Source organism: Bradyrhizobium sp. Kon10, assembly GCF_055807395.1.
In genome coordinates this window covers 197,186-223,809 of the sequence record NZ_JBVVOZ010000010.1, presented here as the reverse complement: position 1 = coordinate 223,809, position 26,624 = coordinate 197,186, and the positions used below count along the sequence as shown (strand labels likewise).

Sequence of the window (26,624 nt, the reverse complement as noted above, 5' to 3'; positions counted from 1 at the left end):
CCGCCACGCCCGATTCCATAACCGCATCGCAACCTCCTTCGCTTCGGGTGTTGCGACGACCGGTTGAATCCGCCCTGGATGCCCCGGTCAAGCCGGGGCATGACAGCGGAGGGTGAGGAGCGGACGGAGCTACGCCCTACGCCTTCTTCTTGACGTCCTTGACGTTGGTGAACTCGATGCCCTCGGCGCGCTCCCGGGTGTAGCCGAGATAGAACTCGTTCCTGGCCAGATACACGGGATCGCCATCGACGTCGTCGGCGATGCTCGAGGTGTTGGCGGCGAGGAACGTGTCGAGCTTCTTGCGGTCGTCCGAGGAGACCCACCGCGCAAGCTGGAACTCGCTCACCTCGAACTCGACCGGCAGCGCATATTCCGCATCGAGCCGCGCTTTCAGCACGTCGAGCTGGAGCGCCCCGACCACACCGACGAGTGCGGGCGCGCCATCGCGCGGGCGGAACACCTGCACGACGCCCTCTTCCGACATTTGTTGAAGCGCTTCCTTCAGCTTCTTCGCCTTCATCGCGTCGGTGAGCCGCACGCGGCGGACGATTTCCGGCGCGAAGCTCGGCACGCCGACGAAATTGAAATCCTCGCCCTCGGTCAAGGTATCGCCGATGCGCAGCGTACCGTGGTTGGGAATGCCGACGACGTCGCCGGCAAAGGCTTCATCCGCGACCGAGCGGTCCTGCGCGAAGAAGAATTGCGGGCTCGACAGCGGCATGCTCTTGCCGGTGCGCACCAGCTTGGCCTTCATGCCGCGGCTGAGTTTTCCGGAGCACAGGCGCGCAAAGGCGATGCGGTCGCGGTGGTTCGGATCCATGTTGGCCTGGATCTTGAACACGAAGGCGCTCATGCGCGGATCGGTGGCCTCGACCCTGCGCTGGTCGCTGTCCTGCGCGCGCGGCTCGGGCGCGAACTTGCCGAGACCCTGCAGCAGGTCGCCGACACCGAAATTGCGCAGCGCGCTGCCGAAATACACCGGCGTCAGATGACCCTCGCGAAACGCCGCGAGCTCGAACGGTTTGGAGGCCGCCGTGACGAGTTCGAGCTCGTCCTTGACCGCCGAGACGTCGAGATTGGCATTGAGCTTTCCGAGTTCGGCGATCTCGATCTGCTGCGCGGCGCCGGTCTTGGCGCCGCCGCCTTCGAGCAGCCGCACGCCGCCATTGACGACGTCATAGGTGCCGAGGAAATCACGGCCGCGGCCGACCGGCCAGGTCATCGGCGTGGTGTCGAGCGCCAGCGTCTTCTCGATCTCGTCGAGCAGCTCGAAAACGTCGCGGCTGTCGCGGTCCATCTTGTTGATGAAGGTGATGATCGGGATGTCGCGAAGCCGGCAGACCTCGAACAGTTTTCGCGTGCGCGCCTCGATACCTTTTGCGGCGTCGATCACCATCACGGCGGAATCGACGGCCGTGAGCGTGCGGTAGGTGTCTTCCGAAAAGTCCTCGTGGCCCGGCGTGTCCAGCAGGTTGAACACGAGCCCTTCGAACTCGAAGGTCATCACCGAGGTCACGACCGAGATGCCGCGCTCGCGCTCGATCTTCATCCAGTCCGAACGGGTGTTGCGCCGCTCGCCCTTGGCCTTGACCTGACCGGCGAGATTGATGGCGCCGCCGAACAGCAGCAGCTTTTCGGTCAGCGTGGTCTTGCCGGCGTCCGGATGCGAGATGATCGCAAAGGTTCGCCGCCGCGCCACTTCAGCGGCAAGCGGGGAACGGGCCGGCGATTCGGCTGTGGTGGTGGCGATGTCGGACATGGCGGGAGCGTTTGACAGGGAAAATGGGCCTGATCAAGCCTCATGTGGTGATTGCGAGGCCCTTGGACCAGCCCCATATCGGGCTTGCGCCTTGGGGAAGCACGGCCTTTCCCCTTATCGGCACGCCAGTCGCGGGGACGCCCCTGCCTTGATCGGAGGGTCGTCATGGCCTGGAGCATCCTGTTCATCGCCGGTCTGCTGGAGGTCTCCTGGGCGATCGGGCTCAAATATACCGAGGGTTTCACCAGGCTCATTCCCTCCGTCCTGACGCTCGGGGCCATGACCGGCAGCATCCTGCTGCTCGGCCTTGCGCTGAAATCGCTGCCGATCGGAACCGCCTACGCGGTCTGGACCGGGATTGGCGCGGTCGGCACCGCGACGCTCGGCATCGTCCTGTTCGGCGAGCCGGCAACCGCATTTCGCCTCGCCAGCATCGGACTGATCGTCGCCGGGATTGTCGGGCTCAAGCTCGTTACTTGAGGAAAATCTTGACGGCCCACCAGGTCAGCGCCGCGATGATCGCGGAGGCCGGCATCGTGATCACCCAGGCATAGACGATCGAGCTGGCGACGTTCCAGCGCACCGCCGAAAGGCGGCGCGCGGCACCGACGCCGACGATCGCACCGGTGATGGTGTGGGTGGTCGAGACGGGAACTCCGAGGAAGGTGGCTATGAACAGGGTCGCAGCGCCACCGGTCTCGGCGCAAAAGCCTTGCATCGGCGTCAACTTGGTGATGCGCAGGCCCATGGTGCGGACGATGCGCCAGCCGCCCATCAGCGTCCCCATCGCCATCGCCGCCTGGCACGACAACACCACCCAGAACGGCACGTAGAATTCGCCGCCGAGCTGGCCCTGCGAGTAAAGCAGCACGGCGATGATGCCCATGGTCTTCTGCGCGTCATTGCCGCCATGGCCGAGCGAATAGAGCGAGGCGGATGCAAATTGCAGGATGCGAAAGGCCCGGTCCACGGCAAACGGTGTCGAGCGCACCGACGCCCAGGAGACGATCGCGACCAGCACCATCGCCAGCAGGAAGCCCACCAGCGGGGACAGCACGATGGCGATGACCGTCTTGGACAAACCACTCCAGACTGCCGCCGAGAGCCCGGCCTTGGCGACGCCTCCGCCGAACAGGCCGCCGATCAAGGCGTGCGACGAGGACGATGGAATGCCGAGCGCCCAGGTGACGATGTTCCAGACGATGGCGCCGACCAGGGCGGCGAAGATCACCTGCGCATCGACGATTGCGGGATCGATGATGCCGGTGCCGATGGTCTGGGCGACGTGCAGGCCGAACACCATGAAGGCGACGAAATTGAAGAAGGCGGCCCAGAACACCGCGTATTGCGGCCGCAGCACGCGGGTCGAGACGATGGTCGCGATCGAATTGGCGGCGTCGTGCAGGCCGTTCAGGAAATCGAACAGCAGCGCGACAGCAATCAGTCCGAGCAGGACGGGAAGACCCAACGCAGCATCCACGGCGCGGCCCCTGCGCTAGACTTGTTCAATGACGATGCTGTTGATCTCGTTCGCCACGTCATCGAAGCGATCGGCGACCTTTTCGAGATGGTCGTAAATCTCCGCCCCCACGATGAAGTACATCGCACTGCCGTCGCGATGCTTGAGGAACAGCTCCTTCAGGCCGATGTCGTGGAGGTCGTCGACCCGGCCCTCCAGCTTGCCCAGTTCCTCCGTGATCGCCGTCAGCATGGCGACGTTCTGGCCGATCGCCTGCATCAGCGGCAGCGCGCGCCCGACCAGGTTGGCGCATTCGATCAAGAGCCCGCCGATCTCGCGCATCGGCGGTTCGAAGGTGCGGACCTCGAACAGCATCACGGCCTTGGCCGTCTGCTGCATCTGGTCGATGGCGTCGTCCATCGACGTGATCAGGTTCTTGATATCGCCACGGTCGAACGGCGTGATGAAGGTGCGGCGTACCGCGGTCAGCACCTCACGGGTGATGTTGTCGGCATCGTTCTCGAACTGGTTGACGCGCTGGCAATAGACCGGCGTCTCCTCGCCGCCGTTCAACATGCCCTGGAGCGCGATGGAGCCCTGGATCACGGTCTGGGCGTGGCGGTCGAACAGGTCGAAGAACCGTTCTTCCTTGGGCAGGAAAGCGCGAAACCATCGCATCATGGGGATAGGCTACCGGTTGAAAATGGTACGACCCGATCAGGCCGTCATTAAACCGTCATAGACCATTTTCGATCCGCGCGCGTGCCACCTCACGCCCGCGGAGCCGGATCATCCACCGCTTTCGATCAGCAGATAAACTGACGTGATATCAAAGATTTAGAGCGATCGCCGGAAGTAATGCGCGATTTCCCCGACCACGCCGCGGCGGAAGGTGAGCACGCAGATCACGAAGATCGAGCCCTGGATCACCGTCACCCACTGGCCGAAGCCCGCCAGATATTGCTGCATGGCGATGATCGCGAAGGCGCCGACCACGGGCCCGAAGATCGTGCCGAGACCGCCGACCAGCGTCATCAGCACGACTTCGCCCGACATCGACCAGTGCACGTCGGTGAGCGAAGCATTCTGCGCCACGAACACTTTCAGCGATCCGGCAAAACCGGCGAGCGTGCCCGAGAGCACGAAAGCCAGGAACTTGTACTGGTCGGTCCGGTAGCCGAGCGAGATCGCGCGCGGTTCGTTCTCGCGGATGGCCTTCAAGACCTCCCCGAACGGCGAATTGATGATGCGGTAGATCAGCAGGAAGCCGCCGAGGAAGCCAACCAGCACGACGTAATAGAGCACGGTCGGCTTGGTCAGATCGAACACGCCGAACAAATGCCCTTGCGGAATGCCCTGGATACCGTCCTCACCATGGGTGAACGGGGTCTGCAAATAGAGGAAATACAGAAGCTGCGACAGCGCCAGCGTGATCATCGAGAAATAGATGCCCTGGCGGCGGATCGAGATGTAGCCGGTCACGATCGACAGCACGAAGGCTCCGGCGACACCGACGAGGATGCCGAGCTCCGGCGGCAGGCCCCACACCTTGAGCGCGTGCGCGGAGCAATAGCCGGCAGTGCCCAGGAACATCGCGTGGCCGAACGACAGCAGGCCGCCATAGCCGATCAGCAGGTTGAAGGCGCAGGCGAGCAGCGCGAAGCACAGCGCCTGCATCACGAAAAACGGATAGATGCCGCTGAATGGCACCGCGGCCAGCAGCAGCGCCATCGCCGCGAACACGATCATCTCGTCGCGCATCGCGCGCGGGGTCACCGGCAGCGTGTCGTCCGTCAAGGCTGTCATGTCAGGCCGCCCTTCCCGTCAATCCGGTTGGCTTCACCAAGAGCACCAGCACCATCAGCACGAACACGACGGTGTTGGAGGCCTCGGGATAAAAATACTTGGTCAGACCCTCGATCACGCCGAGCGCAAAGCCGGTGATGATCGATCCCATGATCGATCCCATGCCGCCGATCACAACGACCGCGAACACGACGATGATGAGGTCTGCGCCCATCAGCGGCCGCACCTGGTTGATCGGCGCCGAGAGCACGCCGGCGAGCGCGGCAAGCCCGACGCCGAGGCCGTAAGTCAGCGTGATCATCCGCGGCACGTTGATGCCGAAGGCGCGCACCAGCGTCGGATTTTCGGTCGCGGCGCGCAGATAGGCGCCGAGCCGCGTCTTCTCGATCAGGAACCAGGTGGCCACACAGACGACCAGGGAGAAAATGACGACCCAGGCGCGATAGATCGGCAGGAACATGAAGCCGAGATTGATGCCGCCCTTGAGCTGATCCGGAATGGCGTAAGGCAGGCCGGACGAACCGAAATAGTTCTGGAACACGCCCTGAACGATCAGCGCGATGCCGAAGGTCAGCAGCAGCCCGTAAAGGTGATCGAGCCCGGTCAGCCATTGCAGCATGGTCCGCTCCAGGATCATGCCGAAGATGCCGACCACGATCGGCGCGATCAACAGGGCCCACCAGTAATTCAGACCCGCGAGGTCCAGCAGGAAATAGGCGCAGAACGCACCCATCATGTAGAGCGCGCCGTGGGCGAAATTGATGATGTTGAGCATGCCGAAGATCACGGCGAGCCCGAGACTGAGCAGCGCGTAGAACGAGCCGTTGATCAGTCCCACCAGTAGCTGTGCATAGAGAGCCTGCATCGATCCCGCACCCAGTCCCTTCGGCGTTCCTCTGAAAGTCGCCCGCAGACCTGACGGCCTGCGGGCGGTCGTCTTATTTCTTCAAAAGCGCACATTTGCTTTCGGACAGCGGCGTGAAGGCCTGGTCGCCCGGCACCGTGCCGACCAGCTTGTAGAAGTCCCACGGTCCCTTGGACTCGGAGGGCTTCTTCACCTCGAACAAATAGGCACTGTGAATGGTGCGGCCGTTGGGCTGGATCTCGCCCTTACCGAACAGATCGTCCTCGGTCGGCATCGACTTCATCTTGTCAACCACCTTGATGCCGTCATGCGGATTACCGCCGAGCGCGTCCAGCGCCTTGAGATAGTGGCGCACGCCTGCATAGACGCCCGCCTGCACCATGGTCGGCGGCGCGTTGTTCTTCATCTTCGCGGAGAAGCGCTTCGAAAACGCCCGGGTCTGGTCGTTCATGTCCCAGTAAAAGGTCTCGGTGAAGTTGAGACCCTGCGCGGTCTCAAGACCGATCGCCTTGACGTCGGTGAGGAACAGCAGCAGCGCCGCGAGCTTCTGACCGCCCTTGACGATGCCGAATTCGGCCGCCTGCTTGATCGTGTTGGTGGTGTCACCGCCGGCATTGGCAAGGCCGATGATCTTGGCCTTGGAGGCCTGCGCCTGCAGCAGGAAGGAGGAGAAGTCCGGCGTATTAAGCGGATGCTTGACGCCACCGACCACCTTGCCGCCATTGGCGATGATGACCGCCGTGGTGTCACGCTCCAGCGCGGCGCCGAAGGCATAGTCCGCGGTCAGGAAGAACCAGGTGTCGCCGCCGGCCTTCACCAGCGCCTGACCCGTCGTGTGGGCCAGCATGTAGGTGTCATAGGTCCAGTGCACGGTATTGGGCGAGCACTGCGCGTTGGTGAGGTCCGAGGTCGCCGCACCCGAATTGATGTAGACGCCGTTCTTTTCCTTGACGACGTTGTTCACGGCGAGCGCGACGCCGGAGTTCGGCACGTCGACGATGGCGTCGACCTTGTCGACGTCGAACCATTGCCGAGCGATCGCGGTGCCGATGTCCGGCTTGTTCTGGTGATCGCCCGAGATGACATCGATCTTCCAGCCCTTCGCGGCCAAGCCCGAATCCTCGACAGCCATCTGGGCCGCAAGCGTGGAGCCCGGACCGCCGAGGTCGGCGTAGAGACCGGACTGATCGGACAGCGCGCCGATCTTGACGGTCTTGTCCTGCGCGAAGGCAGCGCCTGCCGCAGTCAACGTCAATGCCGTACCGAGCAGAAACGACGCAATCGACTTTGTCTTCATGCTACTTTCCTTGTGAATCTTCTTTAGCCGTTCGACTTTGTGCCGCACTAGACGCCGAGATAGGTGTGGAGCTTGTCCATGTTGGCGGCGAGCTCCGAATTGGCAAATCCGTCAATGATCTTGCCGTGCTCGACAACGTAATAACGGTCGGCGACAGTGGATGCGAACCGGAAATTCTGCTCGACCAGAAGAATGGTAAAGCCCTCCTTCTTGAGCCGCGCGATGGTGTGGCCGATCTGCTGGATGATGACGGGCGCCAGGCCTTCGGTCGGCTCGTCCAGCATCAGGAAGCTTGCGCCGGTGCGCAGGATGCGCGCGATCGCGAGCATCTGCTGCTCACCGCCGGACAGCTTGGTGCCCTGGCTGTTGAGACGCTCCTTCAGGTTCGGAAACAGGTCGAAGATCTGTTCGAGCGGCAATCCGCCGGCGCGCACCACCGGCGGCAGCAGCAGGTTCTCCCGCACGTCGAGGCTGGAGAAGATTCCCCGCTCCTCCGGACAGAACGCGATGCCCATGCGCGCGATCTTGTCGGAGGTCGCACGGATGATGTCCTGGTTGTTGAATCTGATCGAGCCGGTGCGCTTGCCGATGATGCCCATGATCGACTTCAGCGTGGTCGTCTTGCCGGCGCCATTGCGCCCCAGCAGCGTGACGACCTCGCCCGCATTCACGTCGAAATCGATCCCGTGCAGGATGTGGGACTCGCCGTACCAGGCTTCCAGGTTGCGCACGGCGAGGATGTTGCCGCCTGTCGCAGCCTTCGCCGGAGCGTCGGCAATCGCAGTATCAGGCATGACCGGCTCCCAGATAGGCTTCCTTGACGCGCTCGTCCTTGGTGAGTTCGCTGTAATGGCCTTGCGCCAGCACCTGCCCGCGCGTCAGCACGGTGATGATGTCGGAGAGATTGGCCACCACGCTCAAATTATGCTCGACCATCAGGATGGTGTATTTCGCCGAGATGCGCTTGATCAGCGCGGCGATCTTGTCGATGTCCTCATGGCCCATGCCGGCCATCGGCTCGTCCAGGAGCATCATCTCGGGATCGAGCGCGAGCGTGGTTGCGATCTCGAGCGCGCGCTTGCGCCCGTAGGGCATCTCGACCGCCGGGGTGTTGGCGAACTCGCTGAGGCCCACATCGTTCAACAATTCACGCGCGCGGTCGTTGAACTGATTCAGCACCGACTTGGAGCGCCAGAAATCAAACGAGCTGCCGTGCTGGCGCTGAAGCGCGACGCGGACGTTCTCCAGCGCCGTGAGATGCGGAAACACCGCCGAGATCTGGAACGAACGCACCAACCCCAGGCGCGCCACGTCAGCGGGCGCCATCGCGGTGATGTCCTGTCCCTTGTACAGGATTTTTCCGGCAGACGGTTTGAGGAACTTGGTCAGAAGATTGAAGCACGTCGTCTTGCCGGCCCCGTTCGGCCCGATCAACGCGTGGATACTCCCACGGCGAACCTTGAGCGCAACGTCGCGGACGGCAAAGAAGCCCGCGAACTCCTTGGTCAAGCCTTCCGTTTCGAGAATGAACTCATCGGCCAAACAAATTTCCCCCTGCCCGCGCAACGCGCCTGGCTATCCTTGTTTCCTTCGGCTTTCCGGAGGCCTTGGAGCCTTCCCGGAACGCCGCCTCCGCGCGCGGAATATGCCGGAGGTGACGGGGGTTAGGCAAGGCGGAAAGCTGAGCAGGTCAGGCCTCCGGCCGGGAGACTTATGCTCCCTTAGTCGGAGGTGTTTTGATGTCGCGCCTGCCCGGCCTCCCGGTTCGCAAGGCACCGGTCATCAACCGTCGATAACGGTGTTTGCTCCCGCGCGCCAGCCTTCATCGAAAATTTCGCGCGCGCCGCATCGGTCGCGTTCTCCAGCCGGTCGCGGCGCCGTCACCGATCGAGCTGTACTAGCTCTTGCGCGCTTTGACGCCGACTTCCTTGTCGTAAATATCCGGCTTGAAGCCGACCAGGAGCTTGCCGCCGATTTCGAGCACAGGTCGCTTGATCATCGATGGTTGCGCTAGCATCAACGCCAGCGCCTTCTTCTCGGTCAGGCCTTCCTTGTCCGCATCGGGCAGCTTCTTGAAGGTGGTGCCGGCGCGATTGAGCAGCGTCTCCCAGCCGAGCTTCTCGCTCCATTGCTTGAGCTTGTCCTTCTCCACGCCCGCGGCCTTGTAGTCGTGGAACTGATAGGCGACGCCATGCGTGTCGAGCCAGGCGCGCGCCTTCTTCATGGTGTCGCAGTTCTTGATGCCGTAGATGATGTTGGGCAAGACGTCCTCGCGCATGCGTCGTGTGATGCTGTGGCCGCGGCGTTGTACGAAACTCCAGTTCACGCGACAATATTGCGAGCGAGATTTCCAACTCCCTGAACGGACACATCATGCACGTCACTCACGACCCCGCCGCGGCCTCCTCGCCGACCATCGACTTCAACAGCTTTCTTGCGGTCGATATCCGCGTCGGCACCATCGTCGATGCAAAGCCGTTTCCGGAGGCTCGCAAGCCCGCGTGGCGGCTGTGGATCGATTTCGGCCCGGCCATCGGTGTGCGCAAGAGCTCGGCGCAGATCACAGAAAATCACCCGATCGAGACGCTGGTGGGACAACAGGTCGCCGCCGTCGTCAATTTCCCGCCGCGCCAGATCGGCCCGGTCGTCTCGGAGGTGCTGACGCTCGGTTTCCCCGATGCCGACGGCAAGGTCGTGCTGGTGCAGCCAGGCAAGCCCGTGCCGAACGGCGGACGGCTGTTCTAGCTCACGGCCGTTTCGGAATGTTCAGCCCACGCTGCACGGCGGGACGTGCAAGGCCGCGTTCGAGCCAGCCAGCGACCGATTTGAACTGGCTGAATTCGACGAGATCGCCGGCGCCGTAGAAGCCGATGAGATTGCGCACCCAGCCGAGCATGGAAATGTCGGCGATGGTGTAGTCGTCGTCCATGAACCATTGCCGGCCGGAGAGATGCATCTCCATCACACCGAGGAGGCGCTTCGATTCGCTCGTGTAACGCTCAAGCGGACGCTTGTCCTCAAAATCCTTGCCGGCGAATTTGTGGAAGAAGCCGACCTGGCCGAAGATCGGCCCGATCCCGCCCATCTGAAAATGCAGCCACTGGATGGTCTGGTAGCGGCGCGCGGCATCCTGCGGCAAAAGCTTGCCGGTCTTTTCCGCAAGGTATTGCAGGATCGCCCCGGACTCGAACAGCGGCAGCGGCTTGCCGCCGGGACCGTTGGGATCGAGGATCGCCGGAATCTTGCCGTTCGGATTGAGCGAGAGAAACTCAGGCGTCTTCTGGTCGTCCTTGCCGAAATCGACGAGATGGACCTCGTAAGGCAGCCCGATCTCCTCCAGCATGATCGAGACCTTGACGCCGTTCGGCGTCGGCAAGGAATAGAGCTGAAGCAACTCCGGATGTTTGGCCGGCCAGCGCTTGGTGATGGGAAAGGCGGAGAGATCGGACATCGGGACCCCGGCTTGGTGCGTCAGATGTCGCCTAGTCTAGGGGAGCGGACGAATGACGCAAGGCCGGGCAGCCGTCGCACGATCTCGCCACGCGGAGTCCGCGTTACAATGGCCGCAGCAGATGACTGGTGGAATAGATGACATCGCGTTGCGCGCGTTGCTCGGTGAAGAGCTGCCCGGTGACGAGCAGTGCTCCGGCGAAAACGAGCGCGAGCATCGCGGTCGCGAATTGACTGGCATCATTCATCGCGGGACTTCTCTATGCGGTTCGCACGGGAAACGCCGCCCGACCATCGCCGGTTCCTTCACACCTCAAATAAATTGCCACATATTCCCGAATTTCGACTCGTCCGCCGGAGCTCAATAGTGGATCTCCATCCGAAGTCCGCGCGGATCGATCTGGTCCTCGCCGAGCCGCTGCGTGCTGTCGCGCGCCGCGACCGCGCAGGCACAGGCGTCAATGAGATCGTCACGCCCGATGCCGGTGCCGTGGCGCTGCGTCAGCCATTCCGGCAGGCGCGTGAAGCCGCGCTGCTCCAGAAGCGCGATGCGCTGCTGGCGGCCTTGCGCTGACGTCTTCCTTGCGAGCCGGGCGCGCCCTGCCAGATTCCAGAAGATCAATTCGGGATGCGCTTCTCCGACGATCGCCTGCCGCGCCGGCGTCATGATCTCGTCGACTTCCCTGATCTTGTCCCTGATGTTCCAGAGTTGAGCCGACACGCCCCGGCCCTTGCCCTCGCTCTTCCAGTAATGCCTGTTGGCGGCGGCCATGTCGGCAAACGTCCAGAGATCACGGCGCGCGCCGAGAAACACGGCGGGGCCGACCAGCTCGCGGCCGCGCAAGTCGCACGCGCGGTAGCCGTTCGCGCGCAATCCGATCGGCATGTCGATCATCCCGCGCGCATGCGGTATCGCGAGCAGACGCGTGAGGCCGGGCGAATAATCGAAGCCATGCCGACCATGATCATCGATCCAGGCTGCGACCCAGCCGAAGCGGAAGCCGTCGAGGCCGAGATAGGTTGGCACGGATCGCCGACCGGCCTCCCTATGCATCAGCCCCCAACCGCTTGATAGGCCAGCCGCTTGAACTCGAAGAAGAAGGGATTCCAGTAACCCATGTAGCGCTGGGCCATCAGCACACCGGCTGTATTGGCCTGCGGGCAGATCCACCAATGTGTGCCGGCAAGGCCGCCCCATTGGAATTCGCCAGTCGAATTCGGGGGATCAAAGGGCATCGGCGCGAAGGTGACGGCGCCGCCGAGACCAAAGCCCTTGCCGGGGATCGGCCCGAGGGTTGCGAAGCGAATGACCTCGCCTGCCGGCAGCTGGTTCGTCATCATCTGCCGCAGCGTGTCCGGCTTCAGGAGCGCGTCCGAACCGGGCAACAGCGCGCGCACCAGCGCGAGCATGTCCGGCAGGGTCGAAACCAGTCCGCCGCCACCTGACAGCCGCGGGAACGGCCGCCGATAGGCTTGTGGATAAGGCACATCGTCGGCGCGCGTCAGCCCGGGCTTCATCGGATCGAGCACGTCGGCGCCATTGTAGAGTGCGACCAGCCTGCCCTGCTCCGCCTCTGGCACTGAAAAGTCGGTATCGGTCATTCCGAGCGGATCGAAGATGCGCATCTTGAGGAAAGCATCCAGCGACTTGCCCGAGACGACCTCGACGACACGCCCGAGCACGTCTGTCGCAACCGAATATTCCCAGCTCGTGCCGGGGTGATAGGACAGCGGCAGGTCGGCGAGCTGGTCGATCATGTCGGTCAGCGGCGTCAGCGGATTGAGCACGCGTGCTTCGTTGTAGGCTTTGAAAAGGACCGTCCCTGGATCGAAGAAACCGTAGCTAAGGCCCGAGGTGTGGGTCAGCAGCTGCCGGATCGTGATCGGGCTTTTCGCCGGCTCGACATCAGCAAGGCTCACAGCGCCCTGCTTCAGCACCTTGCGACCACCGAGTTGCGGCAGGAATTTTTCAACGGCGTCATCGACCCGGATGCGGCCTTCCTCGACCAGCAGCATGATCGCGCAGGTGACGAATATCTTGGTGTTGGAAAATGCCCGAAAAATATGGTCGGATCGGAGCGCAACGTTGGCCTCGCGATCGGCGAAGCCGACGCATTGCTGATCGACGACCTCATGGCCGCGCAACACCGCCCAGGACGCGCCCGGAATGATCTCCTGATCGACGTAGCGCTGCATTGCCGTCCGCACGGCGGAAAAATCGGTCGTCCTGGCGTCCATGTGTTTCCCCGAATTGTCGTTGAGATGGGGTATAGCGCAAAATCACCGGATATGAAGCCCGGTGATTGGCGCTCATCCCTCTTTCATTAGCGCGGTCACGTACAGGCGGCGCCGGATTTTCATCCCCTGCCGCTGATACAGCGCGATCGCGGACGCGTTGCTCGAAAACACGTGCAGGAATGGAATTTCGCCACGCGCCTCGATCTGGCGCGCCACGGCCGCGAGCAACGCCTGCGCGTAGCCGCGGCCGCGATATGCGGGATGCACACAGACCGCTGTCATCTCGGTGAAATTGCCGGGCTTCATCCGTTCGCCGGTCATCGCGACCAGCTCGCCGCCGGCGCGGATGCCGAGGAACGTGCCGAGTTCGTGCGTGCGAGCGGCAAACGGGCCGGGCTTGGTCAGCTCGGTCAACGCCATCATGGCGGGAACGTCGGCTGCGCCGAGCGTCACAATCGTAGCATCGCGAAGCGGACTATCGGCCGGCGAGCCAATCATCTGCTCGCCGCTCTCCGCGAGCACGACCTTGAAGCCCGCGGGAACGTTGACGGGCTCCGGCGTGAACAGCGCGGCGACCTGCGAGCCCGACAGGAGGTCGCCGAGCGCGGCGAAGCTTGCGGCGGACATGTCGACCATATCGGCGAACGGCGTCATCGCGACGGGATAGCGCAGCGCGCGTGGGCCGCCCTCCGCCAGGCTTTTCTGGCGCGTCGTCAGCGCACTCCAGATCGGGCGATCCAGCAGCCGCTCATCACGATCCGACATCGGTTCTAGTCCTTGTCGAAGCTGACGATGACGGCAGCGTTGGCGATCAGGATGGGGTCGTTGGCCTGCTCCGTGGCCGAGGGAATCTCGAGCCCGCCCTTGACCGCGTTGACGGTCACGGTGCCGTAAGGCAGCTCCTTGGCGACGGCTTCCTTGTCGACGGCCTCGGGGTTCGGCACTGCGATCGTGACATCGACGAACATATCGTTCGCGGTCTTGCCGATCATCCGGAAAAACCCGAGGCTCGAATGCCTGATCGCATCCGACACCGCACGCTTGGCCGCTTTGGTGGCGTCCCTGCCGTGAACGTCGACGCCCATGCCCATTTCGGTGATACAGCGAACGCGAGTCATGTCATATTCCCGTGGTTGATTGATTGTTCGAATGTCGGCGATCGCGGATCGCGACACAAGTGCGGCTCAGATGTCGGCAAGCGGTTCTCGCCGAGAGCTCCGTCATTGCGAGCGCAGCGAAGGATCTTTCCGCGGCGACAGATTGGATTGCTTCGCTGCGCTCGCACTGACGATGTGGAAATCGTTTCGCCTCATCAAATCACATTTTCGATTCCTCCCGCGCCCTGCGAGGGCTCAGGTTCGTTGAACACCTTGGCTGTTGGCGACGGCGCGTGCCGATAGCGTGACGACACCGAGCAGCATGGCAAGCATGGCGAAGGCGACCGGCAGGCTGACGATATTTGCGATCAGCCCGATGCCGGCAGGTCCGACAAGGACGCCGGCATAGCCTGCCGTGGTGATCGCAGCGACCGCGAGCCCTGCCGGCATCGCGGTCTGTGCGCCCGCGCGCCGAAACAGCACCGGCACGAGATTGGACGCACCCGCGCCGATCAGCAGAAAGCCGGCCATCGCGATGGCGGCGATCGGCGCGGCGAGCAGCACGACAAACCCCATGATTGCGAGCAGGCTGCCCCAGAGGAGCGTCCTGCGGTCGCCGATCCGCGCGGTGACCGCGTCACCACCGAGGCGGCCTGCGGTCATCGCAATCGAGAACAGCATGTAGCCGAGGCCGCCCTGCGCGTCCGGCACCAGGCCGCGGCCGACCACGAGCAGCGCACCCCAGTCCAGCATGGCGCCCTCCACCAGGAAGGTGGTCGCGGCGAGCGCGGCCAACAGCAACACGATGCCGTGCGGCAGGACGAACAGCGGCCCCTCCTGCACCTGCACCCTCGCCAGCAACCGCGGCCAGGCCAGCCCCATGGTGATCAGCATCAGCATCGCGCAAATCAGGCTGCCCGCGAAGGCGCCGATTTGCAGCGACAGCAGCGCGGTCATCACCGCGGATCCGGCAAAACCACCGACGCTGAATAGCGCGTGAAAGCCGGACATCAGGGGACGTGCCGCTGCGCGCTCGACCTCGACGGCATGGATATTCATGGCGACGTCGATCGAGCCGAGCGCGGCGCCAAACGCGAACAGCGCCAGGCCCAGTGTCCAGGGGGTGCTCGCAAGCGTGAGCGACGGGAGGATGAAGGCCAGGCCGATGCCGCCCACAAGAATGATCGGCTTGCTGCCGTAGCGCGCGCTCAGCGCACCCGTCAGCAGCATCGCCACGACCGAGCCAATGCCTAGGCAGAGCAAGAGCAGACCAAGCAGACCGTCATCGACCGCCAGCCGTTGCTTCGCGAAGGGCACCAGCGGGGCCCAACAGGCGATGCCAAAGCCGGCGACGAGAAACGAAAGGCGGGTCGCTAGCCGGGTTGCCGGGCGATCGGCAGAGGACATCGGTGGAAACTCCGGAAATTGGCTGCAGGCGGAGGGTGGTGGTCAAGAGCAAGGTAAGGTAACGCCCAGGCGCGGGCGGTGAGCCATAAGGGCACAAACACTTACCCGCTCGCAGCCTCTGTCGTGCAGTGACAGTTCGCTGCGGCGAATTCGGGGCGGGCGGTGTCGTCCCACGTCACGATTTGTCGTGAGATCGCGGTCGACCGCGCTATCGCTGTCAACCGAGATGCGCCTTGAGGGTCCCGTTCGCCAACATCAGGGTGCCGCAGGCCGCGCCGTCTCCATGATTCGATTTCGTTCCGCGATCTGCGAACGTGTCACGCAATGGCCCCGCAGTTTTTCGAGGCTATCGTGGCGCGTCAAGCTGCCCCGCGGCGCAAAGTCGTAGCCAAGGTGGAGAGTATGCCGGCCAGCCGGTCTGCGATCTCCGGAGACGGAAGCGGAACTCTGAGGCTTTGGGTGCCGCTGGTCGGGTCGCGTTCGATCCAGGGATGATTTGGCGAGCGGGAGTCCATCACGGCGCCGAAGAACTGCGCGCCCATCTGAACCAGCGCCTGCCAGGGATCGGAAGCTGCATCGTGAGCTGCCGACGCGTGTTCTGCGGCGGCTTGCGACACCGAAGCCTCGCTTGCGGGAACGCTCGCGGCCTCGACACCGCCGGTGCGGTCGGCCGGCCCAGCCTCCTCCGCGCTCGAGACCACCTCGCCGCTTCCCATGCTCCCGGTGACACTCTCGACATCCTTCATGAAGCGGGTCAGCCGCGACCCGCCCAGCGAGATCTCGTTGCTGCCGCCGTCGAGAATGCCTTCCGCCAGAGATCGCTTGAAGGCGAGGACCGACAGCATGCCTTCCTCGATGGTCCCCTTGGCGACGAAATTGACGATCTGGACCGGACGTCTCTGGCCGAGGCGATGGATGCGTGCGATGCGCTGCTCGAGAACGGCGGGATTCCACGGCAGGTCCATATTCACCAGCGTCGAGGCGTGCTGGAGATTGAGACCCGTGCTGCCCGCATCCGTCGACAGGAACACACGACAGTTCGGGTCATCCCGGAAGCGCTGGACCAGCTCCGGCCGCTTCTCGGACGGTATGCCGCCGTGGAAACTGACATAACCGATCCCGCGCGCTTCGAGGCGGCGGATCACGATGTCATGAGTGCGCGTCCACTGTGAAAACACGACCGCTTTGGCGTCCGGTGCGGCAAACAATTGATCCAGCAGTGCTGCAAGTTCGTCGGTCTTGACGCCGTGGTCGCTTTCCTGATCCAGCAGGTAGGTGCTGTTGCAGGACATCCGCATGTTCTGAAGTGCGCAGGCCAGCCGGCGCTGGTCCTTGTCTGAGAGAAATTTGGTCTTGCGCCAACGTTGCACGATCTTGGCCACGTCGTCGGCGTTCTCTCGATGCAAGTCCATCTGTGGGCCGGTCATCGGCACCAGCATGGTCTGATCGGTGCGGTCCGGCAATTGCCGTAACACCTCCGACTTGCGCCGACGGATCATGATCGGAGCGAGAGTGTCGCCGATCCTACCCAGATCTCGATAGCCGGTGACACGGCCGGTCTCATCCTTGACCTGATGTTCGTTCAGCAGCTTCCAGGTCGGTCCCAAGCGATGCTGATCGACGAACTGGACGATTGAGATCAGTTCTTCGAGCTTGTTCTCCAGGGGGGTTCCCGTAAGCACGATCGCATAGGGGCTGTCGATGCGCTTCAGCGCCCGCGCCGCGATCGTATTCCAGTTCTTGACCCGTTGGGCTTCATCGACGATGACCAGTTCCGGCGACCATGCGCCAATCAGGTCCAGATCCGGCTGGAGCTTCTCGTAGTTTGTGATCTTGCAGAAATCGTCCAGCAAATAGTCGTTCTGTCGTTGCGCGCGGCCACCGCCGATGACGCGGGCCCCGCGCTTGTCCTTTCGCCCGGAGAACCGGGCGATCTCGCTTTGCCACTGGTACTTGAGCGAGGTCGGGCAGATCACCAGCACTCGCGACACGCCGAAGTGACGGGCCAGGATTTCGGTCGCCGCAATCGCCTGGATGGTCTTGCCTAACCCCATGTCGTCGCCGATCAGCGCCCGGCCGGCGCGAACCGCAAACAATGTTCCCTCAGCCTGATACGGATAGAGGTCCGCCTTCAGCAGTCGATGCAGCTTGGGATCTGCTGCCCCACGCGGAAACAATCGGGTGAGCTTCGCGGCGCGGCGCTCTGCATCCCGTCGTCCCGCGACGAAATCGAGCACATCGTCATAAGCGCGCAGCTCATGCCCGCTCTTCGACACCGCGCCAATGAAATCGTCGAGCTCGCTCAGACGATTTTCGGCCAGGATGCCGTCGTGCGCCGGATCGAACAGGCGAACGGCGGCCTTCTTCACGTCGGCCGGGCAATCGGTTCCGGCACGGAAATGAATGCTGCGTCGCCCCTGGTTGCGCAGATAGAGTTCCGAGAACGGCGGCTGGTATCCTCTTGCGAACGCCATCTTGGCGCCGCGCTTCTTTTCCAGCCGGGCAAGCGTAAACTCGAGGTGCTTGCAGGTGCCGAGCTCGTTGGTGGCATAGTCCGGGCAAGAGCAGAAATTGCCGCCCGGGCCGCGGCCGCGCACCGCCACGCGATAGCTCGATTTCGAAGCCGGATTGGTGACCCTGAACTCCGAGAAGAACGGTTCGACGCCCAGATTCTCCAACAGGAAGGATTGCTCGCGGCCGAATTGGCGGCGCAGCGCACGTTGCCACTCGATCGGCGATAGATCTGGCGGCGCGGCCATACGCGACAGCTTGGCCGGTTTGCGTGCTGCGGCGCGTCCTGTTGAAGATGTCATTTCGGGCTTCCGTTCTGCGCAGATCATGAGTGGTGCACCAGATAGTAGCGCCGGCGCAACCGCGGCAGAACCGGTTTCGGTTCGAAATCCACCGGCCAATTGACAGAGACAAATACCTGACTAAAGTCAGGCATCATGCTCGACCCCGTCTCCCGCGTCCGCCGCTTCAACCGTGCCGTCACGTCCGCCGTCGGCGCGCTCGACAATTCGTTCCTCGGGCGCGGGCGGCCGCTGGGGGCAGCGCGCGTGCTCAACGCGATTGGGCATGGACGTTCGGACGTGGCCGAGATTCGCGACTATCTTGGGCTCGATTCCGGGCTAATGAGCCGGCTGTTGCGCGGCCTCGAGGACGAAGGGCTGATCGAGACCGCGGCGCAGATGGACGATGCGCGCCGGCGCGTCGTCCATCTGACGCGCGCGGGCCGGCGCGAGTTCAATGCTTACGAGGCGCTGTCGAACACGCAAGCCGACGGCTTCCTCGGCCGCCATTCGCAACGCGAGGCGCTGTTGGCGGCGATGGACCTGGTCGCCTCGGCACTGACACAGGACCGGATCGCGCTGGACGAGACGGACCCGCGCAGCGACGCCGCGCGCTATTGCCTCGGCGAGTATTATGCCGAGCTCGGCCGCCGCTTCAAGCAGGGGTTCGACGTCTCACTGTCGCGCGATCCCGACGCCAAGGACATGCGCCGGCCGCGCGGAACATTCGTGGTCGCGATGTCGGACACGCTGCCGATCGGCTGCGTCGGGCTGAAAGGAACCGATCACGGCTACGCCGAGATCAAGCGGCTGTGGGTCGCACCCGCCGCGCGCGGATTGCGGCTCGGCCGGCGCCTGATGGAGACCGCCGAGAATGCGGCGCGCGAGCTCGGCATCGGGCTGCTGCGGCTCGACACCAACAGCGCGCTGGCGGAAGCCGGCCAGCTCTACCGCCGGAGCGGCTGGCGCGAGATCCCGCGCTTCAACGACGACCCCTACCCGGACCTGTTCTTCGAAAAACGTCTCTGAGCGACGGCGTCGATTGCCCTGCTGCCGCGTTATGGCCGAAGCCGCAGGAGCATCGCCGTGACCCGATCAGACCTCGCCGATATCTATCGCAACTACATCGCCTGCCTGAACCGGCAGGACTGGGCGATGCTCGGACAATTCGTTCATGACGATGTCGCCCATAACGCGCGACAACTCGGACTGTCCGGCTATCGCGCGATGCTGGAGCGGGATTTTCGCGAAGTTCCGGACCTGCTTTTCAACATCGAGCTGCTGGTCTGCGATCCGCCCCACCTCGCCTCCCGTTTGAAATTCGATTGCACGCCGGTTGGACAATTCCTGGGGCTCGACATCAACGGCAGGCGCGTGTCCTTTTGCGAAAACGTGTTCTACGAGTTCCGCGACGGAAAGATCTGGCAGGTGTGGTCCGTGATCGACAAGATCGCGATCGAGGCGCAGCTCTAGCGCGGCGCCTCGATCAAACCCGTTCACGCCGGGACAGGCGCCGCCTGCTCTCGTGGCTTCGCGAACGGGCGGAAATTCATCGCCATCAGGAAGGCGCCGAGGCCCATCGCCCAGGAGCCGATATAGAGCCAGGCGTAGCTCGAGAACGCGTCGTAGATCAGGCCGCCGGCGAGCGGACCAGTCGCCATGCCGAGGCTGCCGGCCATCGCCGTGCCGCCGATCACCGTGCCCATCATCCGAAGCGGAAAGTTTTCCCGCACCAGCACGGCGTAGAGCGGCATCGTCCCGGCATAGATGAAGCCGAATACGGCGGCGACCGTGTAGAACGTCGCGAGCTGATGCGCGAAGACATAAGCCAGGGCGCCGAAAGCCTGCAACAGCAGCCCTGAGACCAGCACGCGCTTGGCGCCAAAACGGTCGCCCATCAGGCCGAAGGCGATGCGACCGCCCAGGCCCGCAAGACCCTCGACGCTGTAGATCGTCACCGCCGCGATCAGCGGGATGCCGCAGCTCACGGCGTAGCTGACGGTGTGGATGATCGGGCCGGAATGGGTGGCGCAGCAGAAGAAATTGGTCGCAAGCAGGATGATGAATTGCGGCGAGCGCAGCGCCTCGCCGACGGACAGCTCGCCCTGCGCAGCGCCCGCCGCCGACGGCGCGACTGGAGCGTGGGCCAGCGCCGGCGGACGGCGCACGAGCAGCGACACCGGAATCATGATGGCGCCGACCACCAAGGCCACGATCTGCATCGCGGTGCGCCAGTCATGGTTGGAGACGAGCCAGGCCGCGAGCGGCGCCATCGTCATCGGCGCCACGCCCATGCCGGCCGACACCAGCGACACCGCGAGGCTGCGATGGGTGTCGAACCAGCCGGTCACGGTCGCCATCATCGGCGCGAAGATCGCAGCGCAGGAGGCACCGACCAGCAGACCGAACACGAACTGGAACGCGATCAGTGACGTTGCATGGCTCGCGGCGAAAAGGCTGAGCGCCAGCACCGTCGATCCCGTCAGCACCACGGGCAGCGGCCCGAACCGGTCGGTCGCGGTGCCCCAGGCCATGCTGGTGCAGGCCATTGCCAGAAAGCCGATCGTCATCGCGCTGGAGATGCCGGTCACCGACCAGCCGGTCTCCTTGGCGATCGGCTGCAGGAACACCGGTAGCGAAAACATACCGCCGATCGCGACGCACCCAAGCAAGCCGCCGGCGGCGACGATCACCCAGCGATAAGAGGAAGGTTTCATTTTGGTCTCCCGTCAGGTCTGTCTGGGTGGAAGACGAATGGGAACTTCGGCGGCCGACATCGGCAATGGACGATATCGCAAGATTTTTTTGGCCCGCAAAACAAAAAACGCGAGAAACAACCCCATGCACAGTAGCCGGCACGTGCGGGATCAATGACTTACCGACCGCAGACAACGTCAGAACGCGATTTGACTCGTCGGGCAAAACACCGGCACAATATCATCATCCCAGCAAATGCGATCGCTGAAGGCGCCTGCCACATGCGCACCGCTACGCGTCGAAGGCAGAAGGAAACGCTCGCCCCTGTCCGCGAGTGCCGTCAACGATTCGGGGCTGAAGCCGGGCGCCGAAACCAGCGCGGCCAGCAGCGGCGCAAGATCGCGCCGCTCGCCTTCGATCTCGATGCCGAGTGACAGTTCGAACCAGTCGATGCCACTGGACTCGAACTCAGCGTCAAAATCGCCCGACGACTCCGCCAGCCGGAACGGAAAATCGTCGTCGACCAGGATCTCGAATCCCTCAGACCGCAGTTGCTCGGCGTGCAGAGCGAGAAAATCGAACCAGCCGTGCTGGTCGCGCAGCGTAAAGTCCATGGCATGGCGGTAATCGAGCATCGGAAGCACCGACCTTGCCTCGATGAGCCCCGCGTCGGCGAGGCGCTTACGCGCTTGCCTCTCCTTCGGCTGACGACGGATGATCGCATAAACCTGTCCGCCCTGGAACAGCTCCAGTCGGCTCGCTCGCTGGCTCGGATCGATGTCGAACCCACCGTAGCGGAAGCCGAGGCTGGCCACGCCGGCCGGGCCCGACTGTTCGTTCTTGTTGCGATAGTAATATTAGCTTGCACCGACATGACCCAGCTTCAGCCGCAGCACGGGACGCGGATCTTCGTCGACGAGCACTGCAGCCGCCGGTGGCACCGGCAGCAAGCCGTGGTGAAGCTCAGGCAGCCTCTGGCTGAGGCGGCGCGACACTTCTTCGAGTTGTGCGCGGGGAATGGAGGGCGCAGCCAGGAACTGGCAGGCGAGCCGAGGCGGCAGGCCGAGTTGGACGGGCCCGATCACATTGCGGGCTTCGTCGACATAGACCGGCGGTTCGGCGTTCAACGCGACCGCTCCCGATACGACGAGGGTCGGTGCAACACCCTTGCCGCGCCCTGGCTGCCATTCGATCCGGCCCTCGCGCGCGTCGCCCCAGCTCAACGGCGCTCCCTTGTGGTCAAGCCAGAATGCGCGGCCGGTCGCGACAATCCGGCGCAGAAACTCCTCCGAATACGGCCCCTGAGTGTAGTGGTTGCGTAAACGGCCGGATATCTCCGTCACAATATCGACGTCGACGTCGCGGAAATATTTTGGCGCCCGGTCCGGCTTGAATTCGTAAGGACTGGGACTGCTATAGTTGGCGGCATACGCTCCACCCTTGCGCAGCTGGACCGATCGCAGGGACACCGCGAGATAGGGCATCGGGCCGTCCGACGCCTGCAGGCAATACAGCAATCGCGGGCCCTCGTCCGCGGCATCATCGCTGCTCCGTACCGCGCGGCCCACATTGTCGATCCAGCTGTTGACCTCGATGCCGAGGACCGGCGGAGCCGAGGTCGCTTGCGCCAGAGCGGGCTTGGCTACCTGCGGGGTTGGCACAGGAGCCAGTTTCGACGGTTCGTTGCCGCTCAGCGCTTCAAGCAGGGTCGCCGCGACATGCTTGCAGTTGAGGGCCATCGGACAACTGCAATCGCCATCCATGTCGACGAGCCTGCCGCGGTCGAACGTTAACGCGATGTCGACGCGATAATTCCTGGACTCGCTGCCTCGCACCTGGAACTGACGTGTGTCAGGTCGTCGCTGACGTCCACCGCCGAGACCCGGCCCTGCGCCTGATAGGCGTGCGCCTTCTCCATCGCCGAGCGGCTGAAATAAGTATAGATTTCTTTGCGCTTGAGAACGTCCGAGAGCACTTGCAGCGATTCCGCGACCCAGCTTTCCAGTAGTATAACCGTTTCGGCTGGAGCGTTGTAGTCGCGGAATCCGCTTCGCCCGCGGAGAGCCCGTCGGCGCCGGCCGGAATCACCCCGTCAAGTCATTGCCGTAGAGCGCTGAGAGGATGGATGCATCGATCGGCCGCGAATGGTAGGAGCCTGCATGACCATCCGCCCCATCGTCCGCTATCCCGACCGCCGGCTCGCGATCCCGGCACGCCCCGTGACCGAATTCGACGACGCGCTACGCGAACTTGCTGCGGACCTGCTTGAGACGATGCGGGCCGCGCCCGGCATCGGCATCACCGCGCCGCATATCGGCGTGCCCTTGCGCGTCGTCGTGCTCGAGCTCGACGCCAGAGGCGGCGCGCAGACCTACGTCAATCCCGCGGTTGAATGGGCCTCGCCCGAGGTGATCATGCATCGCGAGGGCAGCGTCTCGATGCCCGGCGTCAACGACGAGGTCCAGCGCCACGCGCGCGTGCGGATCAACTATCGGGATCTCGACGGCAACATGAACACGGAGGAGTCGGACGGCTTGCGCGCGGTGTGCCACCAACACGAGATCGACCAGCTCGACGGGATGTTCTGGATCCAGCGGCTGTCCCGGCTGAAGCGGGATCGGCTGCTGAAGAAGTTCGAGAAAATGTCGCGGAACTCGTAGTTGTGGTCCCGATCTTGAATTCCGCGGTCCAAAGCACGACGATAGCAGGATGCTGCTCGTGCGCGCCTTTGCGGGACTCGTCTTCCTTTTCGCGACCATCTCCGTCGTGCTATTCGGCTCGGCGGGGACACTGCACGTCGGCCGCGCCTGGATGACCTTGGCAGTGTTTTTTGGATGCGCCGCGGCGATCACCGTCTGGCTGTGGCTTCACGACAAGGCGCTGCTGGAACGGCGCGTGAAGGCCGGACCGGGGTCTGAGCCCGATCCGATCCAGAATGTCGTCCAGGCGCTGGCAGGACTCGTATTCATTGCGACCTTTGCCATACCGGGGCTCGACACGCGCTTCGGCTGGTCACACGTGAGCCTCGCCGTTTCGGTGGCTGGTGCGGGGATAATCGCCATCGGGTTCCTGATTGTTTTCCTCACCTTCCGGGAGAACACGTTCACTGCCGGAACCATCGAGATCGCGGAGGGCCAGCAGGTGATCGTCACTGGTCCCTATGCGATCGTACGCCACCCGATGTACTCGGGTGCGCTGGTCATGGCTGCGGGGATACCTCTGGCGCTTGGCTCGTGGTTTGGGCTCCTCCCGGCCGCACTGCTGGTCCCGGTTCTCGTCTGGCGACTCATGCGCGAGGAGAGCTTCCTGCTGGCACATCTCGCCGGCTACAGCGATTACTGCGATCGCGTGGGCTACCGGTTGGTGCCGATGTTCTGGTAGGTGTCGAAGCCGACGACTGTCGCGCGCTATGGCAGGTCGCCGTCCCCGCAGCCCAGTTCGCTTCACTCTGTCCCCCTGACGGATGGCATCTTATCCCCTAACGAACGACTCGGCTGTCCAAAACGGATCGATGGACAAGCCTGCGAGAGCGGTTATCCGCTTGGCTCGATAGGCGGCCTCATACGGGCGGTGCATATATGCACAACCGATGTCGAGGATTCCGCAGTACCGCTTCGTGGTGCACTCCCCAATTAATTCCACGATGAGGCGGTAGCATGCGTCTTGCTTCGCGGTCGGGCGGCCTCCTTACCAGGATCAATCGAGAAAATAGAGGTCGAAATGCACGAGGCAATCAGGTGGCCGCAGGACATGACTCCCAGCCGGTCGCCGATTCATTTTACAAACGAGCTAGAGGTCGCAGCATCTCCCGAAACGATCTGGTCGCTGCTCGTGGATACCGCCGCCTGGCCGAGCTTCTACCCGGGTGTCGAACATGTCGAATTGCTGGGCGGGCATCAGCAGTTGCGCCTGGGCACACGTTTCGAAACCAATCTGGCCGGCCAGGACGTCTACGCCTCCGTGCAGGAATTCGAACCGATGACGCGCATCGCCTGGGGCGGCGGCCCCAAGGCGTCGCCAGAGTCCAGAGCCTATCACGCCTGGATCATCACGCCCACGCCGAATGGGACTCACCTCTGGACCGAAGAAACGATGCAGGGACCACTGTGGATCGAGCTGGCGAAGCAGGCTCCCGACCTCTTTTGGCGCACGCATCAGAAGCTTCTGGAAGATCTCGCGAAGGTCGCCACACAGGGCGGCAACTCTCCCACGCGATAAACGGCCGGGATAATCAGCATCAACGCAGAAAGGCGGTCAGCTCGTGCAGGCGCGGGACAAGAGCTGGGCGTCATTGATCTCCCGGGATCTGTTCAAAAGGACAAATGAACCATGTACGACCATGTCAACTGGCCGAAGCAGTATGCCCCCAGAACGTCGGCCATCTATGCGCTGAACGACATCGACATCAAGGCGCCGCCTGAAGTGGTCTGGAAGCTGCTCGTCGATGCCGAGAATTGGTCGAGCTACTTTCCCGCCGAAGATCAGGTCCATATCCTGACCGGTGAGCCGGAACTGGCGCTCGCAACCAGATACAGCCGGGTGACGGTTGGATTCCCGATGAGTCTGGTCGTGACGGAGTGCGAGCCGTTCCGCAGGCTTGCGTGGGCAACGACAGTCGATGGCGACGAGACCGGCTCGAGCGCGTACCACGGTTGGGTCATCACACCGACGGCCAATGGCTGCCATGTGCTGACCGAAGAGACGCAGCAAGGCCCGTGGTTCATCGAGGAACTCGGACGCAAATATCCCGGTGCGCTCTATCGCTATCACCAGGAATGGGTCGAAAGCCTCGCCCGCGCATCGGAGGCAGTGGTCGCGAAGACGTCAGCTTGATGCTGTCTGTCCGAGTCGCTTTCGACCGAAGGTGACAATGCGGGTGTCTAGCCCAGATCAGCGCATTGATCGCCGCACCTCTTCAATCGGAGATAAATCAGATGAATATCGACTTCAACGGCCGCAAGGCGATCATTACCGGATCCACCGCTGGTATCGGCCGCGCCACGGCGGAGGGACTAGCCCTTGCCGGCGCATCGGTCGTCATCAACGGCCGTGGCGCTGCACGGGTCAACGATGCGGTACGGCAGATGCGGCAGGCCTTTCCCGGAAGCGACATCTCGGGAGTTGCCGCCGATCTTGCAACAGCGGAGGGTGCCGAAGCCCTGATCGCACGAGCGCCGGACGCCGATATCCTCGTCAACAATTTGGGTACGGCGCACATCCGGGACTACAATGGCATCGAGGACTTCGCGAAGATCCCCGACGAGGACTGGCTTGGCCTCTTCCAATTGAACGTCATGAGTGGCGTGCGCGTGACCCGTCATTACCTGCCGCGGATGGTGGCGAAAGGCTGGGGCCGCGTCGTGTTCGTGAGTAGCGAGTCCGCAGTCAACATCCCCAAGGAAATGCTCGACTACGGCATGACCAAAACAGCTCAGCTCGCGGTCTCGCGCGGGCTTGCCGAGGCGGTCGCGGGCACGGGCGTCACGGTCAACGCCGTCCTGCCGGGACCAACCCGCTCCGAGATCCTGGGCGACTTCATGGCCAAGCAGGCCGAAGCAAACGGAATCACGCAGAAGGAAGCCGAGCAGGGCTTCCTGAAGGCGATGCGTCCGACCACCCTCATCCAACGCTTCGCGACCACCGATGAGGTGGCCAACATGATCGTCTACGCTTGCTCGGAGCAGGCTTCGGCGACAACCGGCGCGGCTCTGCGGGTGGATGGCGGCGTCGTTCGTTTCGTCGCGTAGCAGGGCGACC

29 protein-coding genes are annotated in these 26,624 nt (G+C 63.4%); 9 read left to right on the top strand and 20 right to left on the bottom strand.

The features are described from left to right. Positions 1–136 precede the first annotated feature (136 nt). A complete protein-coding gene (locus tag AC0L2O_RS16950; protein ID WP_473370492.1) occupies positions 137–1,759 on the bottom strand; it encodes a peptide chain release factor 3 in 1,623 nt (540 codons plus the stop codon). Between the two features lie 165 nt (positions 1,760–1,924). On the opposite strand from AC0L2O_RS16950, the gene sugE reads away from it, so the two are divergent. Further along, positions 1,925–2,239, top strand: coding sequence for a quaternary ammonium compound efflux SMR transporter SugE (gene sugE, locus AC0L2O_RS16945; RefSeq protein ID WP_369724331.1), 315 nt, complete (start codon positions 1,925–1,927; stop codon positions 2,237–2,239). Here sugE and AC0L2O_RS16940 read toward each other — a convergent pair. The 8 genes from AC0L2O_RS16940 to AC0L2O_RS16905 form a co-directional block, all read right to left on the bottom strand. Further along, positions 2,232–3,239: an anion permease gene (locus tag AC0L2O_RS16940; RefSeq protein WP_473370491.1), complete on the bottom strand. Its 1,008-nt coding sequence runs from the start codon at positions 3,237–3,239 to the stop codon at positions 2,232–2,234. The genes sugE and AC0L2O_RS16940 overlap by 8 nt on opposite strands. Before the next feature lie 15 nt (positions 3,240–3,254). Beyond that, positions 3,255–3,899 (bottom strand): DUF47 domain-containing protein, encoded by a 645-nt coding sequence (locus AC0L2O_RS16935; RefSeq protein ID WP_369724334.1) that lies wholly within the window; start codon positions 3,897–3,899, stop codon positions 3,255–3,257. 156 nt (positions 3,900–4,055) lie between these two features. After that, positions 4,056–5,024 (bottom strand): branched-chain amino acid ABC transporter permease, encoded by a 969-nt coding sequence (locus tag AC0L2O_RS16930; RefSeq protein ID WP_369724336.1) that lies wholly within the window; start codon positions 5,022–5,024, stop codon positions 4,056–4,058. A 1-nt stretch (position 5,025) separates the two neighbouring features. Further along, the gene (locus tag AC0L2O_RS16925; RefSeq protein ID WP_369724338.1) at positions 5,026–5,889 is read right to left on the bottom strand and encodes a branched-chain amino acid ABC transporter permease; all 864 of its coding nucleotides are present in this window, start codon (positions 5,887–5,889) and stop codon (positions 5,026–5,028) included. 73 nt (positions 5,890–5,962) lie between these two features. After that, positions 5,963–7,186, bottom strand: a complete 1,224-nt coding sequence (locus tag AC0L2O_RS16920) for an ABC transporter substrate-binding protein (RefSeq protein WP_473370490.1) — start codon at positions 7,184–7,186, stop codon at positions 5,963–5,965. A 47-nt stretch (positions 7,187–7,233) separates the two neighbouring features. Continuing rightward, positions 7,234–7,980, bottom strand: coding sequence for an ABC transporter ATP-binding protein (locus tag AC0L2O_RS16915; RefSeq protein ID WP_473370489.1), 747 nt, complete (start codon positions 7,978–7,980; stop codon positions 7,234–7,236). Beyond that, positions 7,973–8,728, bottom strand: a complete 756-nt coding sequence (locus tag AC0L2O_RS16910) for an ABC transporter ATP-binding protein (RefSeq protein WP_409189078.1) — start codon at positions 8,726–8,728, stop codon at positions 7,973–7,975. The genes AC0L2O_RS16915 and AC0L2O_RS16910 overlap by 8 nt, the downstream gene beginning before the upstream one ends. 355 nt (positions 8,729–9,083) lie before the next feature. Beyond that, positions 9,084–9,449 (bottom strand): ArsC family reductase, encoded by a 366-nt coding sequence (locus AC0L2O_RS16905; RefSeq protein ID WP_369726784.1) that lies wholly within the window; start codon positions 9,447–9,449, stop codon positions 9,084–9,086. A gap of 110 nt (positions 9,450–9,559) precedes the next feature. Between AC0L2O_RS16905 and AC0L2O_RS16900 the strand changes: the two genes are divergently transcribed. After that, positions 9,560–9,931, top strand: coding sequence for a tRNA-binding protein (locus tag AC0L2O_RS16900; RefSeq protein WP_369724343.1), 372 nt, complete (start codon positions 9,560–9,562; stop codon positions 9,929–9,931). Between the two features lies 1 nt (position 9,932). On the opposite strand, the gene AC0L2O_RS16895 is transcribed toward AC0L2O_RS16900, so the two are convergent. The 8 genes from AC0L2O_RS16895 to AC0L2O_RS16860 form a co-directional block, all read right to left on the bottom strand. Beyond that, complete coding sequence (locus tag AC0L2O_RS16895; RefSeq protein WP_473370488.1) at positions 9,933–10,637, bottom strand: glutathione S-transferase family protein; 705 nt, start codon at positions 10,635–10,637, stop codon at positions 9,933–9,935. A gap of 103 nt (positions 10,638–10,740) precedes the next feature. Next, a complete protein-coding gene (locus tag AC0L2O_RS16890) occupies positions 10,741–10,884 on the bottom strand; it encodes a hypothetical protein (protein ID WP_369724346.1) in 144 nt (47 codons plus the stop codon). Positions 10,885–10,997: 113 nt separating this feature from the next. Next, positions 10,998–11,663: a DUF429 domain-containing protein gene (locus AC0L2O_RS16885; RefSeq protein ID WP_473370487.1), complete on the bottom strand. Its 666-nt coding sequence runs from the start codon at positions 11,661–11,663 to the stop codon at positions 10,998–11,000. A gap of 26 nt (positions 11,664–11,689) precedes the next feature. Beyond that, complete coding sequence (locus AC0L2O_RS16880) at positions 11,690–12,874, bottom strand: serine hydrolase domain-containing protein (protein WP_473370486.1); 1,185 nt, start codon at positions 12,872–12,874, stop codon at positions 11,690–11,692. A gap of 72 nt (positions 12,875–12,946) precedes the next feature. Next, positions 12,947–13,639 (bottom strand): GNAT family N-acetyltransferase, encoded by a 693-nt coding sequence (locus AC0L2O_RS16875; protein WP_473370485.1) that lies wholly within the window; start codon positions 13,637–13,639, stop codon positions 12,947–12,949. Between the two features lie 5 nt (positions 13,640–13,644). Next, a complete protein-coding gene (locus AC0L2O_RS16870) occupies positions 13,645–13,992 on the bottom strand; it encodes a Lin0512 family protein (RefSeq protein WP_409189083.1) in 348 nt (115 codons plus the stop codon). Between the two features lie 234 nt (positions 13,993–14,226). Beyond that, the gene (locus AC0L2O_RS16865; RefSeq protein WP_473370484.1) at positions 14,227–15,378 is read right to left on the bottom strand and encodes an MFS transporter; all 1,152 of its coding nucleotides are present in this window, start codon (positions 15,376–15,378) and stop codon (positions 14,227–14,229) included. Between the two features lie 359 nt (positions 15,379–15,737). Next, entirely contained in the window at positions 15,738–18,191 is a 2,454-nt protein-coding gene (locus tag AC0L2O_RS16860) for a DEAD/DEAH box helicase (protein ID WP_473370483.1), read from the bottom strand. A gap of 135 nt (positions 18,192–18,326) precedes the next feature. Here AC0L2O_RS16860 and AC0L2O_RS16855 point away from each other — a divergent pair, with 135 nt between their 5' ends. Then, positions 18,327–19,199, top strand: coding sequence for a bifunctional helix-turn-helix transcriptional regulator/GNAT family N-acetyltransferase (locus tag AC0L2O_RS16855; protein ID WP_473370482.1), 873 nt, complete (start codon positions 18,327–18,329; stop codon positions 19,197–19,199). Between the two features lie 57 nt (positions 19,200–19,256). Then, on the top strand, positions 19,257–19,643 hold the full coding sequence (locus AC0L2O_RS16850) for an ester cyclase (RefSeq protein WP_409189086.1): 387 nt from the start codon (positions 19,257–19,259) through the stop codon (positions 19,641–19,643). A 23-nt stretch (positions 19,644–19,666) separates the two neighbouring features. On the opposite strand, the gene AC0L2O_RS16845 is transcribed toward AC0L2O_RS16850, so the two are convergent. The 3 genes from AC0L2O_RS16845 to AC0L2O_RS16835 form a co-directional block, all read right to left on the bottom strand. Next, the gene (locus AC0L2O_RS16845; RefSeq protein ID WP_473370481.1) at positions 19,667–20,887 is read right to left on the bottom strand and encodes an MFS transporter; all 1,221 of its coding nucleotides are present in this window, start codon (positions 20,885–20,887) and stop codon (positions 19,667–19,669) included. Between the two features lie 177 nt (positions 20,888–21,064). Beyond that, complete coding sequence (locus tag AC0L2O_RS16840) at positions 21,065–21,682, bottom strand: hypothetical protein (protein ID WP_473370480.1); 618 nt, start codon at positions 21,680–21,682, stop codon at positions 21,065–21,067. A gap of 42 nt (positions 21,683–21,724) precedes the next feature. Beyond that, on the bottom strand, positions 21,725–22,606 hold the full coding sequence (locus AC0L2O_RS16835) for a hypothetical protein (RefSeq protein WP_473370501.1): 882 nt from the start codon (positions 22,604–22,606) through the stop codon (positions 21,725–21,727). 420 nt (positions 22,607–23,026) lie between these two features. Here AC0L2O_RS16835 and AC0L2O_RS16830 point away from each other — a divergent pair, with 420 nt between their 5' ends. The 5 genes from AC0L2O_RS16830 to AC0L2O_RS16810 all read left to right on the top strand — a co-directional run bounded on the left by AC0L2O_RS16830 (position 23,027) and on the right by AC0L2O_RS16810 (position 26,614). Further along, the gene (locus AC0L2O_RS16830) at positions 23,027–23,527 is read left to right on the top strand and encodes a peptide deformylase (protein WP_473370479.1); all 501 of its coding nucleotides are present in this window, start codon (positions 23,027–23,029) and stop codon (positions 23,525–23,527) included. Between the two features lie 49 nt (positions 23,528–23,576). Continuing rightward, complete coding sequence (locus tag AC0L2O_RS16825; RefSeq protein ID WP_409189091.1) at positions 23,577–24,248, top strand: methyltransferase family protein; 672 nt, start codon at positions 23,577–23,579, stop codon at positions 24,246–24,248. Positions 24,249–24,587: 339 nt separating this feature from the next. Further along, positions 24,588–25,085, top strand: a complete 498-nt coding sequence (locus AC0L2O_RS16820) for an SRPBCC domain-containing protein (protein ID WP_473370478.1) — start codon at positions 24,588–24,590, stop codon at positions 25,083–25,085. Positions 25,086–25,196: 111 nt separating this feature from the next. Continuing rightward, positions 25,197–25,700 carry an SRPBCC domain-containing protein gene (locus AC0L2O_RS16815; RefSeq protein WP_473370477.1) on the top strand — a complete coding sequence of 168 codons (504 nt, stop codon included), beginning with the start codon at positions 25,197–25,199 and terminating at the stop codon, positions 25,698–25,700. A gap of 101 nt (positions 25,701–25,801) precedes the next feature. Beyond that, positions 25,802–26,614 carry an SDR family NAD(P)-dependent oxidoreductase gene (locus AC0L2O_RS16810; RefSeq protein WP_473370500.1) on the top strand — a complete coding sequence of 271 codons (813 nt, stop codon included), beginning with the start codon at positions 25,802–25,804 and terminating at the stop codon, positions 26,612–26,614. Positions 26,615–26,624: the final 10 nt, after the last annotated feature.